The organism is Streptomyces sp. 3N207, assembly GCF_052246355.1.
Taxonomy (GTDB): Bacteria; Actinomycetota; Actinomycetes; order Streptomycetales; family Streptomycetaceae; genus Streptomyces.
Window position 1 is genome coordinate 188,381 of record NZ_JBQQBV010000004.1, and the last position, 18,352, is coordinate 206,732.

The 18,352-nt window shown below is 71.9% G+C and carries 15 protein-coding genes; 9 read left to right on the top strand and 6 right to left on the bottom strand.

Annotated features, from left to right (window positions below; all coding sequences use genetic code 11):
* Positions 1 to 81 precede the first annotated feature (81 nt).
* Together ACTWP9_RS08585 and ACTWP9_RS08590 are read right to left on the bottom strand one after the other, a co-directional pair.
* Entirely contained in the window at positions 82 to 474 is a 393-nt protein-coding gene (locus ACTWP9_RS08585; protein WP_443245401.1) for a nucleotide pyrophosphohydrolase, read from the bottom strand.
* On the bottom strand, positions 471 to 1,718 hold the full coding sequence (locus ACTWP9_RS08590; protein WP_443245402.1) for an AAA family ATPase: 1,248 nt from the start codon (positions 1,716 to 1,718) through the stop codon (positions 471 to 473). Before ACTWP9_RS08590 ends, ACTWP9_RS08585 begins: the two co-directional genes overlap by 4 nt.
* 288 nt (positions 1,719 to 2,006) lie before the next feature.
* Between ACTWP9_RS08590 and ACTWP9_RS08595 the strand changes: the two genes are divergently transcribed.
* From ACTWP9_RS08595 to ACTWP9_RS08610, 4 genes are all read left to right on the top strand, one after another.
* Positions 2,007 to 2,834, top strand: a complete 828-nt coding sequence (locus ACTWP9_RS08595) for an enoyl-CoA hydratase family protein (protein ID WP_443245403.1) — start codon at positions 2,007 to 2,009, stop codon at positions 2,832 to 2,834.
* Between the two features lie 7 nt (positions 2,835 to 2,841).
* Positions 2,842 to 5,202 (top strand): bifunctional salicylyl-CoA 5-hydroxylase/oxidoreductase, encoded by a 2,361-nt coding sequence (locus tag ACTWP9_RS08600; protein ID WP_443245404.1) that lies wholly within the window; start codon positions 2,842 to 2,844, stop codon positions 5,200 to 5,202.
* 171 nt (positions 5,203 to 5,373) lie between these two features.
* Positions 5,374 to 6,129: a hypothetical protein gene (locus ACTWP9_RS08605; protein ID WP_443245405.1), complete on the top strand. Its 756-nt coding sequence runs from the start codon at positions 5,374 to 5,376 to the stop codon at positions 6,127 to 6,129.
* 31 nt (positions 6,130 to 6,160) lie between these two features.
* Positions 6,161 to 6,388, top strand: coding sequence for a DUF3099 domain-containing protein (locus ACTWP9_RS08610; protein WP_443245406.1), 228 nt, complete (start codon positions 6,161 to 6,163; stop codon positions 6,386 to 6,388).
* Positions 6,389 to 6,517: 129 nt separating this feature from the next.
* Here ACTWP9_RS08610 and ACTWP9_RS08615 read toward each other — a convergent pair whose 3' ends face one another.
* On the bottom strand, positions 6,518 to 7,330 hold the full coding sequence (locus ACTWP9_RS08615; protein ID WP_443245593.1) for a PaaX family transcriptional regulator: 813 nt from the start codon (positions 7,328 to 7,330) through the stop codon (positions 6,518 to 6,520).
* A gap of 132 nt (positions 7,331 to 7,462) precedes the next feature.
* Positions 7,463 to 9,190 (bottom strand): AMP-binding protein, encoded by a 1,728-nt coding sequence (locus tag ACTWP9_RS08620; protein WP_443245594.1) that lies wholly within the window; start codon positions 9,188 to 9,190, stop codon positions 7,463 to 7,465.
* Positions 9,191 to 9,377: 187 nt separating this feature from the next.
* On the opposite strand from ACTWP9_RS08620, the gene ACTWP9_RS08625 reads away from it, so the two are divergent.
* Both ACTWP9_RS08625 and ACTWP9_RS08630 read left to right on the top strand, forming a co-directional pair.
* A complete protein-coding gene (locus tag ACTWP9_RS08625) occupies positions 9,378 to 10,628 on the top strand; it encodes an acyl-CoA dehydrogenase family protein (RefSeq protein WP_443245407.1) in 1,251 nt (416 codons plus the stop codon).
* The gene (locus ACTWP9_RS08630) at positions 10,625 to 11,053 is read left to right on the top strand and encodes a RidA family protein (protein WP_443245408.1); all 429 of its coding nucleotides are present in this window, start codon (positions 10,625 to 10,627) and stop codon (positions 11,051 to 11,053) included. The genes ACTWP9_RS08625 and ACTWP9_RS08630 overlap by 4 nt, the downstream gene beginning before the upstream one ends.
* 68 nt (positions 11,054 to 11,121) lie before the next feature.
* Here ACTWP9_RS08630 and ACTWP9_RS08635 read toward each other — a convergent pair whose 3' ends face one another.
* Positions 11,122 to 11,658, bottom strand: a complete 537-nt coding sequence (locus ACTWP9_RS08635; RefSeq protein WP_443245409.1) for a CGNR zinc finger domain-containing protein — start codon at positions 11,656 to 11,658, stop codon at positions 11,122 to 11,124.
* Between the two features lie 89 nt (positions 11,659 to 11,747).
* Between ACTWP9_RS08635 and ACTWP9_RS08640 the strand changes: the two genes are divergently transcribed.
* Both ACTWP9_RS08640 and ACTWP9_RS08645 read left to right on the top strand, forming a co-directional pair.
* The gene (locus ACTWP9_RS08640) at positions 11,748 to 12,950 is read left to right on the top strand and encodes an MFS transporter (RefSeq protein WP_443245410.1); all 1,203 of its coding nucleotides are present in this window, start codon (positions 11,748 to 11,750) and stop codon (positions 12,948 to 12,950) included.
* A 231-nt stretch (positions 12,951 to 13,181) separates the two neighbouring features.
* Positions 13,182 to 13,475, top strand: a complete 294-nt coding sequence (locus ACTWP9_RS08645) for a DUF3303 family protein (RefSeq protein WP_443245411.1) — start codon at positions 13,182 to 13,184, stop codon at positions 13,473 to 13,475.
* A gap of 209 nt (positions 13,476 to 13,684) precedes the next feature.
* Here ACTWP9_RS08645 and ACTWP9_RS08650 read toward each other — a convergent pair whose 3' ends face one another.
* Positions 13,685 to 15,214 carry a helix-turn-helix domain-containing protein gene (locus ACTWP9_RS08650; protein WP_443245412.1) on the bottom strand — a complete coding sequence of 510 codons (1,530 nt, stop codon included), beginning with the start codon at positions 15,212 to 15,214 and terminating at the stop codon, positions 13,685 to 13,687.
* Between the two features lie 362 nt (positions 15,215 to 15,576).
* Here ACTWP9_RS08650 and acnA point away from each other — a divergent pair, with 362 nt between their 5' ends.
* Positions 15,577 to 18,297 carry an aconitate hydratase AcnA gene (gene acnA, locus ACTWP9_RS08655; RefSeq protein ID WP_443245413.1) on the top strand — a complete coding sequence of 907 codons (2,721 nt, stop codon included), beginning with the start codon at positions 15,577 to 15,579 and terminating at the stop codon, positions 18,295 to 18,297.
* Positions 18,298 to 18,352: the final 55 nt, after the last annotated feature.

The following is an 18,352-nucleotide window of genomic DNA, read 5'->3' on the forward strand; positions in this document are numbered from 1 at the left end:
TACCCAGCGTGACTGCAAATGGTCAGCTCCGCCAGGAGGTTTCGGAATTCCGTGGATAAAAGGCTCGTGTGAATAACTTCGTCACTCCATAGAGTGACCGGTTCCGGGCTTCGGGAAACGCGTTTCGTTCCTCTCGATCTTTGCTTCCAGCGCCGCGAGAGGGTCGACACCCACCACATGACAGAACTGGAGGAGGTAGGCGAGGACGTCGGCGACCTCGTCCTCGACCCGCGCTGCCGCCTCCGGGTCACTCATCACCCGCGCCGACTGCTCGGGCGTCAACCACTGGAAGATCTCCACCAGTTCGGCCGCCTCCACGCTCAGCGCCGCGGCGAGGTTCTTGGGGGTGTGGTATTGCCCCCAGTCCCGGGCCTCCGCGAACCGTGCGAGCCGGCGCTGGAGCCCCGCGACCGTCCGGGGGCCCTGGTCGAGAGTGTCGAAGGTGTCATCGGTGTCGTCGTGCTGCTCGTTCACCTCCCAAGGTCTATCAGGGTCACTCCCTCCGTCTGCGCCGCCGCCCGCGCCAGGGCACCCCCGGCCGGTGCGGTGGCCAGCAGTCGTACGTGGCCCCGCCGCGCCATCCGGCCTGCCAGTGCCAGCAGTTCCGTTGTCTGCCGCCCGTCCAGCCCCCGGTCCATGCCGTCCGCCAGCACCGTCAGGGCCTGCCGTGCCGCCGGGACCTCGTACACGGTGTCCACTGACAGCACTCCGGGACCGGTCAGCAGCACCAGCGCCAGGGCTGTGAACCGCAACTCGCCCTCGCCCAGCCACTCCAGCGGCGTGACAGGCAGGGTGCCGCCCCGCTCCAGCACGCCCCGCACCAGATTGCTTCCGGCCATTCCGGCGCTCCCGGCAGCCTCGGCCCGCAACTCCGTGACCGGTCCCGCGCAGCCCTCCCGTACCACGGCCAGCAGTGCGGCGTGCCGGGTGGCGCACTCCGCGCGCGTCCGGCGCAGCACGTCGGCGAGATTGGCGCAGTCGCCGCCCAGCCTCCCGTCCTGCGCCGCGACCGGCTCCCGCATCCGTGCGGGCACCGGGTCGCACGCGAAGACCGACCGCAGGGCGACCACGACCTGTTCGACGGCCTCCAGCAGCGCGCGGTCCTCCGTCGTCGTCCCCGCCACCCGCAGGGGCAGCAGCGGCAGGGCCAGCCGGTCGTCGGGGAAGGGCATCCGCAGTGCCCGGTCGGCACCCGCCACGTGACGGGTGGCGGTCACCGAGCGCCGAGCGGGGTCGCGCAGCGCCGTGGCAAGCAGCGTCTCCCCGGGGTCGCGGGACAACCGCTCGCCCACAACCCGCAGTTCGGGTTCGGCCTGGACGGCGACGTCGAAGCGCAGCGGTCCGGCCGGGCCCGTCACGGCGCAGCCCAGCCGGAACCCGCGCCGCCCCTGCCGGTCGGGTCGGGCGCCCTGCGGGACGTACGGGGAGGGGCTCCCGGGTCGGGCGGTCCGCTCGCCGAACACCTCGCCGAGGGCATTGCCCTGCCCGAGCCTGGCCAGTGCCTCGTACGCCTCCATGATGGTCGACTTGCCGCTGCCGCTCGGCCCTGTGATCACCGTGACCGGGCCGAGCGGGACGGTCCGGGCGCGCAGTGAGCGGAAGGCGGACAGGTGCAGCGCACTGACGGCCGGTGCCCGGACGTCCTGTCCGGGATCCTCGCCGGTGGCCCTGGGGTCCTCCAAGGTGGCCGCTCCGCCCGCGGGCTGTGACGCTCCCATGGCGGCGACCGTACGCACGCCCCCGCGAGGCGAACCGTTCCCGCATGAGCCCGCTCCCCCGATCGGATGACGAGCCGGTGGCCGGGCAGTTGGGGCGGTGAGCCGTTGCCGGCCCAACTCCGGGTTGCACAACGGCTGTGTCTCCTCGCTGCACAATCCCCGTATTGCGTCATCGTGACGGCAGTCACGTACAGGTGATACTTTCGGGCTGTGGCGGCCCGCGCGCCCGGCGGGCGGTTCGCGGATGTGCGGTTCGCTTTTCGCCGACGGAGCGACGGAGGCTGCGGGATGAGCCCGTTCACCGGATCAGCGCAGCGCACCGAGGAGTGGCGGCATCTGCGGGTCGGCGAGGAGGACGGGGTCACCACCGTCACGCTCGCGCGGCCCGCGAAGTTGAACGCGCTGACCTTCGAGGCGTACGCCGACCTGCGAGATCTGCTCGCCGAGCTGTCGCACCGCGGCCGTACACGTGCGCTGGTGCTGGCGGGGGAGGGGCGCGGTTTCTGTTCGGGCGGCGACGTGGACGAGATCATCGGCGCCACCCTCGGGATGGACACCGCCCGGCTGCTGGACTTCAACCGGATGACCGGGCAGGTCGTACGCGCCCTTCGCGAGGCGCCGTTCCCCGTGGTGGCCGCCGTGCACGGAGCGGCGGCCGGTGCGGGCGCGGTACTGGCGCTGGCCGCGGACTTCCGGGTGGCCGACCCGACCGCACGGTTCGCCTTCCTGTTCACCAAGGTGGGCCTGTCCGGCGGTGACATGGGCGCCGCCTATCTGCTGCCCCGCGTCGTCGGCCTCGGCCACGCCACCCGCATCCTGATGCTGGGCGAGCCCGTCCGCGCACCGGAGGCCGAACGGATCGGGCTGCTCAGCCAGTTGGTGGAGGAGGGCCGGACCGCACAGGCCGCGTACGCCCTCGCCCGGCGGCTCGCCGACGGCCCCGCGCTCGCCCATGCGCAGACCAAGGCGCTGCTCACCGCCGAGCTGGACCTCCCGCTGTCCGGCGCCGTCGAACTGGACGCCGCCACCCAGGCGTTGCTGATGCACGGCGAGGACTACAAGGAGTTCCACGCCGCCTTCACCGAGAAGCGCCCGCCCGCCTGGCGGGGCCGGTGAGGCAGCCGTGAGCACGGCACAGCCGAAAGCAGCACCGGGCGCCCGGCCGCTACGCGTGGCCGTCGTCGGCGGCGGTCCCGGCGGGCTGTATGCGGCAGTGCTGCTCAAGCGGCTGGACCCGACGCGGGACGTCACCGTCTACGAACGCAACGCCCCCGGCGACACGTTCGGCTTCGGTGTCGTGCTGTCCGACGAGACCGTCGGCGGCATCGAGAACGCGGACCCCGAGGTCTTCGCCACCCTGAGCGCGCACATGGTGCGCTGGGACGCGATCGAGGTCGTCCACCGTGGCCGTACCCTCACCTCCTCCGGCCACGGCTTCGCGGCACTCGGCCGCCGCACGCTGCTGTCGGTGCTGCACGCGCGGTGCCGGGAGCTCGGCGTAGTGCTGCGCTTCCGCACCGAGGCGCCCCCGGCGGCCGAACTGGCGCGGGACAACGATCTGGTGATCGCGGCGGACGGGGTGCACAGTGCCACCCGCGCCGCGCACGCCGAGGTCTTCCGGCCCACCCTCACCACCCATCGCTGCCGCTACATATGGCTCGCCGCCGACTTCGCGCTGGACGCCTTCCGGTTCGAGATCGCCGAGACCGAGCACGGCCTCCTCCAACTGCACGCCTATCCCTATGCCCGCCCGTCACCCGACCACCACCCCTCATCGAGGCCCTTCGGGCCGCAGCTCTCGACCGGCGCGTCGACGACCGTGATCGAGGCCCGCGAAGAGGTGTGGCGGGCCGCCGGACTGGACCGGCTGGACGAGGAGGAGCTGGCCGCGCGGTGTGCCGAGCTGTTCCCCGGAACGCTGCGCGCGCGCACCCTCCGCGGCAACCGCTCGCAGTGGACAGCGTTCCGCACCGTCGTCAACGAGCGCTGGTCGCAGGGGAACATCGTGCTGCTGGGGGACGCCGCGCACACCGCGCACTTCTCCGTCGGCTCGGGCACCAAGCTCGCGGTCGAGGACGCATTGGCGCTCGCCGCCTGTCTGCGCGAGCAGCCCGAGCTGCCCGCCGCGCTGGCCGCGTACGAGGCCGAGCGCAAGCCCGTCGTACGGTCCACGCAGCGCGCCGCGCACGCCAGCCTGACCTGGTTCGAGGAGCTGGCCGGCTACACGGGGCAGCCGCCGTACCGGTTCGCCTTCAATCTGCTCACCCGCAGCCGCCGCGTCACCCACGCCAATCTGCGGCTGCGCGACGCCGAGTTCGTCGCTGACACCGAGAAGGAGGCGGGGGTTCCGCCGGGCACGCCGCCCATGTTCACGCCCTTCCAGCTGCGGGGGCTCTCGTTGCGCAACCGGGTCGTCGTCTCCCCGATGGACATGTACAAGTCCGAACAGGGCATGCCCTGCGACTTCCACCTCGTCCACCTGGGCGCGCGGGCGCTGGGCGGGGCCGGACTGATCATGACCGAGATGGTGTGTGTCTCCGAGCGGGGCCGCATCACACCGGGGTGTGCGGGGCTGTGGAACGACGAGCAGGAAGCGGCGTGGCGGCGCGTCACCTCCTTCGTGCACCAGCAGTCGCCGACTGCCGCGATCGGGCTCCAGCTGGGGCATTCGGGACGCAAGGGCTCCACCCGGCTCATGTGGGAGGGCATCGACGAGCCGCTGCCCGAGGGCAACTGGCCGCTGGTGGCCGCCTCCCCGCTGCCGTACCGCCCCGGCGTCAGTCAGACCCCCCAGGAGCTGACGCCCGCCCAAATGGCCGCAGTACGGGACGAGTTCGTGGCCGCCGCCCGGCGGGGAGCCCGTGCGGGTTTCGATCTGCTGGAGCTGCACTGCGCACACGGCTATCTGCTCTCCGGCTTCCTCTCCCCGCTGGCCAACCGGCGCACCGACGGGTACGGCGGCTCGCTGTCCGCGCGGCTGCGCTATCCGCTGGAGGTGTTCGACGCGGTGCGCGAGGCATGGCCCGCCGAACGCCCCATGACCGTACGGATATCCGCCACCGACTGGGCCCCGGGCGGCACCACGGGGGATGACGCGGTGCGGATCGCCGCGGCCTTCGCCGAGCACGGCGCGGACGCGATCGATGTCTCCACCGGTCAGGTCGTCGCCCATGAGCGCCCCGACTTCGGCCGTTCGTACCAGACCCCGTATGCCGACCGGATCCGCAACCTGCTGGGCGTCCCCGTCATCGCGGTCGGCGCCGTCTCCTCCTGGGACGACGTCAACTCGCTCGTGCTGGCAGGGCGCGCGGATCTGTGCGCGCTGGCCCGGCCGCATCTGTACGACCCGCACTGGACGCTGCACGCGGCGGCCGAGCAGGGGTACGAAGGGCCGGGTGCGCCATGGCCCGAGCCGTACCGGGCGGGAAGCCGCAGACCCCCCACCGGCCGTACGGATGCGCCCAAGCCCCGGCTGGCACTCTGACCACCCGGCACATACCGCGCGGTATGTAGTGATCCCCCAGGTCCTGCGGCCCGGCGCGGGTCTAGGCTGAGCGGTCTCGTTCGCAATCCCCGGCCTCCGGGTGGAAGGCGCCCCGGGGGGCGAACGGCGAGCCAGCGCGGACACCCGCCGAGAGCCGGAAAGGGGAGCAATGTGCCCGCTCTGAACCAGGCCGAACTGGTGCTGGTGCACAGTCCGCTGACCGGAGACCTCCTCTGGCAGCCGGTCGCCGACGCGCTGCGCGCCCGAGGCCGGACGGTCAGCGTTCCCTCCCTCACCGGCCTCTTCGACGGCGAAGGGCCCTACTACCCGAAGCTGCTGGACGCCGTCACCGGCCGGCCGGCCACGGACTCCGACCGGACCTCCGCCCTCCCGGTCGTCCTGGTGGGGCACAGTGGTGCCGGCCCGCTGCTGCCCGCGCTGCGCGCCCGCCTCACCCAGGGGCACCGTCCGCTGCGTACCGTCGTCGGCACGGTCTACGCGGACGCCCAGTGGCCGCACCCTTGGCAGAGCTGGCTGGAGGCGGCCCCGCCTCCGCTGGCGGAGCAGCTGCGCGAGCTCGCCGAGGACGGTTCGCTGCCGCCCTGGGACGCCTGGTTCCCGGAGCAGGTACTGATCGAGGAGGTGCCCGATCCGGCGCTGCGTGAGCGGTTCCGGGCAGGCATCCCGCGGCTGCCCCTCGCCTATTTCGAGGAGCCTGCCCCGGACGCCGCCCCCGACCCGGACCACGCCCGGACGGCATATCTGCGGCTGAGCCCCGGCTACGAGGAGACCGCGATACGTGCCGAGGCCATCGGCCACCGCGTGCTGCGGCGAACCTCGCACCACCTCAGCCCGCTCACCGACCCGGAGTCCACCGCCGATGCGCTGGAGAAGCTTGCCCTGCGCTTCTCCGAACACTCCGACTGACGGCCTGGGGGCGTCGCCGTACGGTGGAGATATGTACGCACGGAGGCGGCGGCGCTATTTCACGCTGATGGCCATCTGCCTGGTGCTGTTCGTCAGCGCCTGGTCCTTCGTGCGGCTGTGGTCGGTGCCCGCCGCCATCGGGATGTGTGCCGTCGCCATGGTCCTCCCGCCCCTCGCCGTGATCATCGGCAACCGGCGGGAGCCCGACGACCGCTGGTGGGACGAGCCGCCGCCCCCATCCGACCGGCACAGCGGCTGAGCCCCGTAAGGGGCGCGGGGAACGGCGCGACCAGCCACGATGTACCCGCAGCCCGCGGACGACGGGCAGGGGCACCCCCTCAACGGAAAAGCACCCCCTCACCGGAAAAACGGAGGGCGGGGCAACACCTCAGCGAGGGAGGCCCTCCCCGTACACCTCGCGTACATACGCGTACCCCGCGTCCCGCAGCATCTCGTGCAGAGCGAAGAACACCTTCGCCGAGCGCTCGCCCGGCCATCGCTCGGGCAGCAGCGCCGACGGCAGCCCCGGGTCCGCGTAGGGCAGCCGACGCCAGGCGTCCAGCGCGAGCAGATAGTCCCGGCACGCCGCCTGTACGGGCACCCGGCTCCGCCGCGTCCAGCGGCGCAGCACCGGCTCGTGCTCGGTGAGGAAGGCACGGTGGCCCTCCGCGACCGACTCCAGGTCCCACCAGCGCGCCACGGCCTCGGCGGTGGGTGTGAAACCGGTGTGGCTGCCCCGGAACAGATCGACGTACGGCGCCAGTTCCAGCCGGTCGAGCGTGTGCCGCGTCTCCTCCTCCAGGTGCGAGGGCGCGATCCACACCCCCGGTGCGGCGTTGCCGAATCCGAGCCGGGTCAGCCGGGAGCGCAGCACATGCCGCCGGTCGCGTTCGCTCTCCGGTACGGAGAAGACGGCGAGCAGCCAGTTGCCGTCCGGCTCGGGGCGGCTGTAGATGCGCCGGTCGCCGTCGGCGAGGAGCTGCGCGGCGGCGGGCGAGGGCCGGTATCCGGCCGCCTTGCTGCCGGGCTTGTCGGCCGTCAGCAGCCCACGCCGTTTGAGCCGGGAGACCGCCGAGCGGACCGACGGCGCGTCCACGCCCATGGTGCCGAGCAGCCGGATGAGCACGGCGACGGGCACAGTGCCTTCTACGGTGCCTGTGCTTTCCAGGTCGCGCCCGTAGGCGCCGTAGAAGGTGAGGATGAGGGAGCTGGGCGAGGGCTTGCGGAGCTGTCCGGCTCCGTCGGGCTGTCCGGCTCCGTCGGGCTGTGCGGCTCCGGGGGCCGGTGCGGCCTCGCCGAGCTGCGGAAACACGTTCTGGACCACGCCGTAACTCTAGAGCTGCTGTCCGCTCGGCCCGCCGCCAGGCTGCGGCTCGGGCTCCGGCTCCCGCAGCCGGAAACGCTGGAGCTTGCCGGTGGGGGTGCGCGGCAGCGCCGTCGCGAAGACGAACCGGCGCGGGCACTTGTAGGCGGCCAGCTCCTCCCTGGTGAACTGCCGTAACCGCTCCGCCGTGCCGCTGTCGGGTGTCACGCCTGAGTTGAGTACCACGTGCGCGACCACCGACTGGCCCCGGCGCTCGTCGGGACGGCCCACCACGGCCGCCTCATATACGTCCGGGTGACGCAGCAGCACCTCTTCGACCTCCGGGCCCGAGATGTTGTACCCGGCCGAGATGATCATGTCGTCGGCGCGTGCGACATAGCGGAAGTAGCCCTCGGCGTCCCGTACATACGTGTCACCGGTGATGTTCCACCCCTCGCGTACGTAGCTGCGCTGCCGCTCGTCCGCCAGGTAGCGGCAGCCGACCGGGCCGCGTACGGCCAGCAGGCCCGGACTGCCGTCCGGCACCGGCACCAGCGCCCCCGTCTCGTCCTCCGTGACGATCCGCGCCTGGAAGCCCGGGACCGGCACACCCGTACGGCCGGGCCGGATCGCCTCGTCGGCGGCGGAGATGAAGATGTGCAGCAGCTCGGTGGCGCCGATCCCGTCGATGATCCGCAGCCCCGTCCGCATGTACCAGGACTCCCAGGTGGCGGCGGGCAGATGCTCGCCCGCCGAGACACAGCGGCGCAGCGACGAGAGATCGTAGGGGCCCCCGCCGGGCCGCGGCTTCTCCAGCAGCGCCAGCATCGCCCGGTAGGCGGTCGGCGCTGTGAACAGGACCGAGACCCGGTGCGCCGCGATCGCGTCCAACGTCCCGGCCGCGCCGCTCCATTGCTCCAGGAGCGCCGAGGCACCCACACGCAGCGGGAAGACCACCAGCCCGCCCAGCCCGAAGGTGAAGCCCAGCGGCGGTGTTCCCGCGAACACGTCGTCGCCGCGCGGACGCAGCACGCGTGCGGCGAAGGTGTCGGCGATGGCCAGCACATCCCGGTGGAAGTGCACACAGCCCTTGGGCCTACCGGTGGTGCCGGAGGTGAAGGCGATCAATGCCACGTCGTCCGCCGCCGTGGCGACCGCCTCGAACCGGTCGGGCTTGGTGGCCGCCACCCGCAGGACGTCGTCGGCACGGCCGCCCCCGAACAGCCCGGTGCGCAGCCCCGGCACCTCGGCCCTGGCCAGTTCCTCGGCCGCCCGCGCGTCGCACAGCGCGTGGGAGACCCGGGCCAGCCGGCAGATCGTGGCCAGTTCGCCCGCCCGGTGCGCCGCGAGCACCGTCACCGCCACGGCCCCCGTCTTCATCACCGCGAGCCAGCAGGCGGCCAGCTGAGGACTGGTCGGCCCGCGCAGCAGCACCCGGTTGCCCGGCACCACTCCCAGCTCGCCGGTCAGTACGTGCGCCAACCGGTCGACGGTGCTGCGCAGTTCGCCGTACGACCAGGTGCGCAGCGGCGCTGCCGCACGCGGCTCACCCTCCGGCGCGGGCAGCCCGCCGGAGTGGAAGGCGGGCCGGTCGGCGCCCAGCCGCTCGATCGTCCGGTCCAGCAGCTCGGCACCGCAGTTGAGGCGGGCGGGGTAGGCCAGGGCCGGATCGTCCAGCAGCAGGACCGGCCACTGTTCCGGCGGCGGCAGATGGTCCCGTACGAAGGTGTCGACGTGCGCGGACGGAGTCGGAATCATCACCGGTCTACCCCCTCGCGGGCGGCCTTCCGAACGCCGGACGGCAGGCGGCGGGCTGCCGGTGGTGCCGCGCGGCGAGTGGCGTCGAGCGTAACGCGTTGGTGACGGCAGTCAACAGTCCGCGATAGACAGGAGTCGGCGGTCCGCGCGTGCGGGCCGCACCGGGCCACGGCCGAGGGGAGCCCCCATGACCACCACCCCGCCATCGACGTCCTCGTTCGCGCTCACACCTGAACAGCGCGCCTGGTGTGCGCGGTTGCGCACGCTGGGTGCCGAACAGCTCGCCCCGCCGGCCGCCGAGGGCGAGGCCGGACAGGTCGACAGAGCGCTGCTCCGCGAGCTCGGCGGGCTCGGACTGCTGGCCCGCGTGGTGCCCGGGGCGCCGCCGTGGCGCCGTGTCGCCGCGCTCGATCTGTGCCTGCTGCGCGAGTCGTTGGCGTATTCCTGCCCGGAGGCCGAGACCGCCCTCGCCCTCCAGGGACTCGGCGCGGGGCCCGTCGCGGATGCCGGGACGGCCGAGCAACGGGCCCGCTGGCTGCCCGCCGTCGCCGCGGGACAAGCCGTGGCGGCGTTCGCGCTGAGCGAGCCGGAGGCGGGCAGCGACGCGGCGGCGCTGAAGCTTCAGGCCGAACCGGAGGCCGGCGGTAGGGGCGGCCCGGACGATACGGGCGGTTGGCGGCTGACCGGCACCAAGACGTGGATCTCCAACGCGCCCTGGGCCGACTTCTACACCGTCTTCGCCCGAACCGGCGAGGCCCCCGGCTCCCGGGGAGTGACCGCGTTCCTCGTCCCGGCCGACCGGCCCGGACTGACCGGCGAGCCGCTCGACATGCTCGCGCCGCACGCGCTCGGCACCCTCACCTTCGATGCCGTACGCGTCACCCGGGCCGACCTCCTCGGCGAGCCGGGCGGCGGCTTCGGGGTGGCCATGCGCACCCTCAACCTCTTCCGGCCCAGCGTCGGCGCGTTCGCCGTCGGCATGGCGCAGGCTGCGCTGGATGCCTCGCTCACGCATGCCGCGCGGCGCTCCGCGTTCGGCGGCGTCCTGCGCGATCTGCAGTCCGTCGCCCACCAGTTGGCGGAGATGGCGACCCGTACGGAGGCTGCCCGGCTGTTGGTGTACGCGTCGGCGTGCGCGTACGACAGCAGCGGCGGCGACGGTGGTGACGGCGGTGCGGATCTGGTGCGGCGCGCGGCCATGGCCAAGCTGCTGGCGACCGAGACCGCGCAGTACGTGGTGGATGCCGCCGTCCAGATCCATGGAGCCGCCGCCCTCCAGCGCGGACACCTCCTCGAACGCCTCTACCGCGAGGTGCGGGCACCCCGCATCTACGAGGGCGCCAGCGAGGTGCAGCGCTCCCTCATCGCCAAGGAGCTCTACAGGGAGTTGGACCGGGCCGCGACGGAGACGGGACAGACTGGAGGGCCGCACGCATGAGCACGAGCCCCGAACCCACCGCGGGAGGCGCCCTGCACCGGGTCAACCCCGCACACCTCTCCCCGCCGCGCGGCTTCTCGCACGCCGTGACGGCCACCGGCTCGCGGCTGGTCTTCCTCGCGGGCCAGACAGCCCTGGACGGCGACGGCCGTATCGCCGCGTACACCCTCCCCGGCCAGTTCCGGACGGCCCTCACCAATCTGCTGGCCGCCCTCGCCGAGTGCGGGGGTGACCCGAGTCGGCTGGCCCGGGTCACCGTCTACACGACCGACGTGCCCGGCTACCGGGCACACGCCGCCCAACTCGGCCACATCTGGCGTGAGTTGGCAGGACGCCATTATCCCGCGATGGCGGTCGTGGGAGCGGTACGGCTGTGGGACGAGGAAGCCTTGGTCGAGCTGGACGGCATCGCGGTGCTGCCATAACAGTCTTGTGGCCCGGCATGGGGCTGCGCCCCGTAAGGGGCGCGGGGAACTGCGCGACCAGCGACAGCTCACCCGCAGTCGGCGGCGTGCCGGCGGCGATGCTCCGCGACGCGGGTACGGGTGGCGCAGGTCCGCGAACAGTAGCGGCGCGCCGCACCGGGGCCGCCGCCGAGAAAGAGCCGACGGCAGTCGGGGGCGGCGCACTCGCCCCAGACGACGCCGCGGCGCTCGCTCAACAGCCGGGCGAGAGCAACCGCAGCGCCCGCGGTGAACCAGTCCGCCCAGCTCGCGTCGTCGCCCCGGTCGACATGCAGGTGCCAGGCGTGGCCGTCGTGTCTGCTCAGCCGGGGACGGGCGGCGCAGCGCTCCAGCAGCGCGTTGAGCGCCTCGGCCGCGCGATCGGTGTCGGTCTCGGTGAGCACCCGCTCCGTCAGCTCCGCCACCGCACGGCGAAGTGCCGCCGCGGCGGGGGCGGTCAGACTGCGCAGCTCCCGCTCCGTCTCGCCGTGCCGGGCGAGGAGGGCCGCCAGCGCGTCGCGGGGGAGCGCGGGATTCTCACGTACGGCGTTCGCGAGGTCGATCAGCTGCTCGCCGTGCTGCTCCATGTAACGCATTATAGAAAAAAGGCGTTACATCCAATGGCGTTACACCCAGAGGCGTACACGCACCAACCGGGAGTGAGGGAGCCGCGTCGATGGGGACGTACCTGGCCACGGCCTTCCTCGCACGGCTCGCCGACGAGGGTGTCGGTATCGCGCTCGCCCTGCTCGCGCTGGAGCGGACGGACAGCCCGGCGCTGGGCGCGTTCGTGCTCGCCGCCTGGCTGGCACCGCACGCGGTGGCGGCCCCGCTGGTCGGCACGCTGGCCGAACGAGCCCGCTCCCGGCGCCTCTTCCACGGCTGCGCGCTGGCCCTCTTCGGCGCGGCGATCGCCCTGCTGGGGCTGACGCTGGGTCGGGCGCCAGTACCGCTCACGGTCGGCGCCGCACTGGTCGGCGGCAGCATGGGGCCTGTCGTCACCGGTGGCCTCTCCAGCCTGCCGGCCGCCCTCCCGCGCACCCGCGCCTACGCCCTGGACGCCACCACCTACAACGCCGCCGCCCTCACCGCCCCGGCCGCCGTCAGCGCCACGGCCTCCGCCGCCTCGCCGACCCTGGCGACGGTGCTGCTGGCAGCCTCGGCGGGCGGCGCGGCGCTCCTCTCCACGACGCTGCGGTTCCCCGCGGAGCGGCTTTCCGCGGTGCGGCTTCCCACCGCCGATCGGAGCACCCCGCGGACACGAGCGCTCGGCTTCGGTGAACTCTCCACCGGCATCCGCGCCCTGTGGCTCACCCCGCAGCTGCGTGCCATCACCCTCTCGACCTGTGTGGCCTTCCTCGGTGTCGGCGGACTCCCCGTCATCGCGGTGCTGCTCGCGAGGGAGCGGGGTGACCCCGGCGGGGGCGGGGTGCTGCTGACGGCGTTCGCGGTGGGCGGGCTCGCCGGCGCGCTGGGACTGTCGCGGTGGCGCCGCGCGCCAGGACCGGAGCGGCTGGCCCTGCTCAGTCTGCTGGTGACCGCCGCCGCGCTGGCGGGCGCAGCCCTGGCCCCGTCCCTCCCATGGACCGTCGCGCTGTTCGCCCTCGCGGGGCTGGGCGACGGCCCACTGCTGACCGCCACCCTGCGGATCCGCGCCGACCACGCTCCCGAGGGCGCCCGCACCCAGGTTTTCACCCTGGGCGCCGGGCTCAAGCTGGCCGCGGCAGCGGCCGGTACCGCCTCGGTCGGTGCCCTCGCCGAGCTCCCGCCCCCGGCCCTCGTTCTCCTCGTCGCCGCCCTCCACCTGGCCGCGGCGGCGCTCCTGCGGGTGTTCGGCCACCGGGCCACGAGTCCGGAGCGGCCGGGCGTCGACGCCTGACCCTCGGGCCGTACCGGTGGACGCTGGGGGCACTCCCGCAGCTGCCGCCGGGGTACCCGGGCTGCCCGGATCCGGCACCGTACGATCCGCAGCGCTTCCATCCGACCTGACGCTCGGTCACCCCCATGGGCGCTGTCCTGTCGCGTGCCGGTGCCGGGCGGGAGAGGGTGAGATCGCCCGGCACCACGACCCGCGAGGGGCCGGAACCCAGACCCGCGAGGAGACCGCATCATGCGCATGCTGCTGAAGGCCAGAGTGGACACGGAGAAGGGCAACGAGCTGATCGAGAGCGGCAGGATGGGCGACGTGCTCAGCTCCATCATCCAGCGACTTCAGCCCGAAGCCGCCTACTTCACCCCCGAGCGGGGGCACCGGAGCTGTCTGCTGATCTTCGACATGGACGACCCGTCGCAGATGGTGCCCCTCACCGAGCCGTTCTTCTCGCAGATGGGCGCCGAGGTCACCGTCCAGCCCGCGATGAACCTGGAGGACGTCCAGCGCGGAATGGCCGCCGTCAAGAGCTGACGTCCCTCCGCCACCGGGCCGACAACCTCCGGATCCGGCATCGAGGGCCGCGCCCCGCAAGGGGCGCGGGGGCGGCGCCTGCGGTGCGGAGTCTCGATGCGCCCCCGTACTGCCGCACCCCCTCCTGGCCCGCGTCCGTGCGGCTCTGAAGGGGGTGCGGGACCGTTCGTAACGGGATTAATTAGTAACGGGATTTTCGTGAAAGCCGCTCAGATATCCCGGAACGTCTCGATCTGGGCGCCCACTTCGTTGAGGCGTTCGGCCAGATCCTCGTAGCCGCGGTTGATGACGTACACGTTCCGCAGTACGGAGGTGCCCTCGGCCGCCAGCATGGCCAGCAGCACCACGACGGCGGGGCGCAGCGCCGGGGGGCACATCATCTCGGCGGCCCGCCAGCGGGTGGGGCCCTCGACCAGTACCCGGTGCGGGTCGAGCAGTTGGAGCCTGCCGCCGAGCCGGTTGAGGTCGGTGAGATAGATGGCGCGGTTGTCGTAGACCCAGTCGTGGATGAGGGTCTTGCCCTGCGCGGAGGCGGCGATCGCGGCGAAGAACGGGACGTTGTCGATGTTCAGCCCGGGGAACGGCATCGGGTGGATCTTGTCGATGGGGGCCTCCAGCTTGGAGGGCCGCACCGTCAGGTCCGTCAGCCGGGTGCGTCCGTTGTCGGCCGCGTACTCCGCGCTGCGGTCGAAGTCGAGGCCCATCTCCTCCAGGACCGCCAGCTCGATCTCCATGAACTCGGCCGGCACCCGGCGCACCGTCAGCTCCGACTCGGTGACGACGGCGGCAGCGACCAGGCTCATCGCCTCGACCGGGTCCTCGGAGGGCGAGTAGTCCACGTCCGTGTCGATGACGGGCACGCCGTGCACCGTCAGCGTCGTCGAGCCGATGCCCTCGACCCGTACGCCCAACTGCTCCAGGAAGAAGCACAGGTCCTGGACCATGTAGTTGGACGAGGCGTTGCGGATGACCGTGACGCCGTCGTGCCGGGCCGCGGCCAGCAGTGCGTTCTCGGTGACGGTGTCCCCGCGCTCGGTCAGCACGATCGGCCGTTTGGGGGCGATGTCCGACTCCACCTCGGCGTGGTAGATGCCCTCGGTCGCGGTGACCGCCAGGCCGAAGTGGCGCAGCGCGCTCATGTGCGGCTCGACCGTGCGGGTGCCCAGGTCGCAGCCGCCCGCGTACGGAATGCGGAAGCGGTCCATCCGGTGCAGCAGCGGGCCGAGGAACATGATGATGCTCCGCGTGCGGCGCGCTGCCTCCTGGTCGATGGAGTCCAGGTCCAGTTCGGCGGGCGGCACGATCTCCAGGTCGGCACCGCCGTTGATCCACCGGGTGCGTACGCCGATGGAGGAGAGCACCTCCAGGATGCGGTAGACCTCCTCGATGCGGGCGACCCGACGCAGCACCGTACGGCCGGAGTTGAGCAGTGAGGCACACAGCAGGGCCACGCAGGCGTTCTTGCTCGTCTTGACGTCGATGCTGCCGGAGAGCCGCCGACCGCCCACCACCCGCAGATGCATCGGGCCCGAGTACCCGAGGGAGACGATCTCACTGTCCAACGCCTCGGAGATGCGGGCGATCATCTCAAGGCTGATGTTCTGGTTCCCGCGCTCGATCCGGTTGACAGCGCTCTGGCTGGTGCCGAGTGCTTCCGCGAGTTGCGACTGCGTCCAGCCCCGGTGCTGACGGGCATCGCGGATCAACTGGCCGATTCGTGCGAGGTAGTCGTCGGTCATGGGGGAAACCGTATCTCAGATCTGAGATAGTCACGCGTCCGGGGGTCGGAGGGCGCGTGTGGCGTCCGGGCAACCGCCCGAATGCCACAGTCGGCTTGCAATCGGGCAGCCCGGCGGTCATCCCGTGCATGTGTCGGCGCGCCGCGCGAGGGGCACCCGGGGGCAGCGCATGACCGGCGGGCGGTCGTGTACTAGAGTTATCTCGACATCGAGATAACTGGCGACGGCATACGTCGCGGTCGCTGTCGCAGAGCGGGAACGGGTTGGCGTCGGTAGGGATTGGTAAGGCTTACCTAACTTCGTGTTCCGCTCACCATAGCGCACCGGCGGCCGATGCACTCAAGGCACTGAAGGAGACTGTCGTGTCGGCGAACAGCTTCGACGCCCGCAGCACGCTGCAGGTGGGCGACGAGTCGTACGAAATCTTCAAGCTGGACAAAGTAGAGGGTTCCGCCCGGCTGCCGTACAGCCTGAAGGTCCTGCTGGAGAACCTGCTCCGTACCGAAGACGGCGCGAACATCACCGCCGACCACATCCGCGCGCTCGGCAACTGGGATCCCGCGGCGCAGCCCAGCCAGGAGATCCAGTTCACCCCCGCCCGGGTGATCATGCAGGACTTCACGGGCGTGCCCTGCGTCGTGGACCTGGCGACCATGCGCGAGGCCGTCAAGGAGCTGGGCGGCGCCGCCGACCGCATCAACCCGCTGGCCCCGGCCGAGCTGGTCATCGACCACTCCGTCATCGCCGACACCTTCGGCACCTCCGACGCGTTCAAGAAGAACGTCGAGCTGGAGTACGGCCGCAACCGCGAGCGCTACCAGTTCCTGCGCTGGGGCCAGACCGCCTTCGACGAGTTCAAGGTCGTCCCGCCCGGCACCGGCATCGTGCACCAGGTCAACATCGAGCACCTGGCCCGCACCGTCATGGTCCGAGGCGGTCAGGCGTACCCCGACACCCTGGTCGGCACCGACTCGCACACCACCATGGTCAACGGCCTCGGCGTCCTGGGCTGGGGCGTCGGCGGCATCGAGGCGGAGGCCGCGATGCTGGGCCAGCCCGTCTCGATGCTCATCCCGCGGGTCGTCGGCTTCAAGCTCACCGGCGAACTGCCGACCGGCACCACCGCCACCGACCTGGTGCTCACCATCACCGAGATGCTGCGCAAGCACGGCGTCGTCGGCAAGTTCGTGGAGTTCTACGGTGAGGGCGTCGGCGCCGTGCCGCTCGCCAACCGCGCCACGATCGGCAACATGTCGCCCGAGTTCGGTTCCACCGCGGCGATCTTCCCGATCGACGAGGAGACCATCAACTACCTCAAGCTGACCGGCCGCAGCGCCGAGCAGCTCGCGCTCGTCGAGTCGTACGCCAAGGAACAGGGCCTGTGGCACGACCCGGCGCAGGAGCCGGAGTACAGCGAGTACCTGGAGCTGGACCTGTCCACGGTCGTCCCCTCCATCGCCGGCCCGAAGCGCCCGCAGGACCGCATCGCGCTGGCCGACGCCGCGCACAAGTTCGGCGAGGACGTCGTCAACTACGTCTCGGAGGTCGACACCGACGAGGCGGGCAAGGAATCCTTCCCTGCCTCCGACGCGCCGGCCGTCTCCGACGGAGTGCCCAGCAAGCCGGTCCAGGTCACCGGCCCTGACGGGGTGACCTACGAGATCGACCACGGTGCCGTCGCCGTCGCGGCCATCACCTCCTGCACCAACACCTCCAACCCGTACGTCATGGTCGGCGCCGCGCTGCTGGCCAAGAAGGCGGTGGAGAAGGGCCTGACCCGCAAGCCCTGGGTCAAGACCACGCTGGCCCCCGGCTCCCAGGTCGTCATGGACTACTACGACCGGGCAGGGCTCACCCCCTACCTGGACAAGCTGGGCTTCAACCTCGTCGGCTACGGCTGCACCACCTGCATCGGCAACTCCGGCCCGCTGCCGGACGAGGTCTCCAAGGCCGTCAACGACAACGACCTGGCCGTCGTCTCCGTCCTGTCCGGCAACCGCAACTTCGAGGGCCGGATCAACCCGGACGTCAAGATGAACTACCTGGCGTCCCCGCCGCTGGTGGTCGCCTACGCCATCGCCGGCTCGATGAAGGTGGACATCACCACCGAGGCCCTCGGCACCGACCAGGACGGCAACCCGGTCCACCTGGCCGACCTGTGGCCCTCCGAGCAGGAGGTCGAGGAGGTCGTCGCGTCCTGCATCGGCCAGGAGATGTTCACCAAGGACTACGCCGACGTCTTCGCCGGTGACGCCCAGTGGCAGGCGCTCCCCGTACCCACCGGCAACACCTTCGAGTGGGACCCGGAGTCCACCTATGTGCGCAAGCCCCCGTACTTCGAGGGCATGGGCATGGACCCGGCCCCGGTCGAGGACATCTCCGGCGCCCGGGTACTGGCCAAGCTGGGCGACTCGGTCACCACCGACCACATCTCCCCGGCCGGTGCCATCAAGGCCGACACCCCGGCGGGCAAGTACCTGACCGAGCACGGTGTCGAGCGCCGCGACTTCAACAGCTACGGGTCGCGCCGCGGCAACCACGAGGTCATGATCCGCGGCACCTTCGCCAACATCCGGCTGCGCAACCAGATCGCGCCGGGCACCGAGGGCGGCTTCACCCGCGACTTCACCCAGGAAGGCGCCCCGGTCTCCTTCATCTACGACGCCTCGCAGAACTACCAGGCGCAGGGCACCCCGCTGGTCATCCTCGCGGGCAAGGAGTACGGCTCCGGCTCCTCCCGCGACTGGGCGGCCAAGGGCACCGCGCTGCTGGGCGTGCGCGCCGTCATCGCCGAGTCGTACGAGCGCATCCACCGCTCGAACCTCATCGGCATGGGCGTCCTCCCGCTGCAGTTCCCCTCCGGCGGCTCCGCCCTCGACCTGGGCCTGACCGGCGAGGAAACCTTCTCCATCACCGGCATCACCGCGCTCAACGGCGGTGAGATCCCGGCCACCGTGAAGGTCACCACGGACACCGGCGTGGAGTTCGACGCCACCGTCCGTATCGACACCCCCGGCGAGGCCGACTACTACCGCAACGGCGGCATCCTCCAGTACGTCCTGCGCTCGCTCATCCGCGACTGACATCAGCCGCTCGGGCCGTACGACGACGGGCCGCACCCCGGCAGGGGTGCGGCCC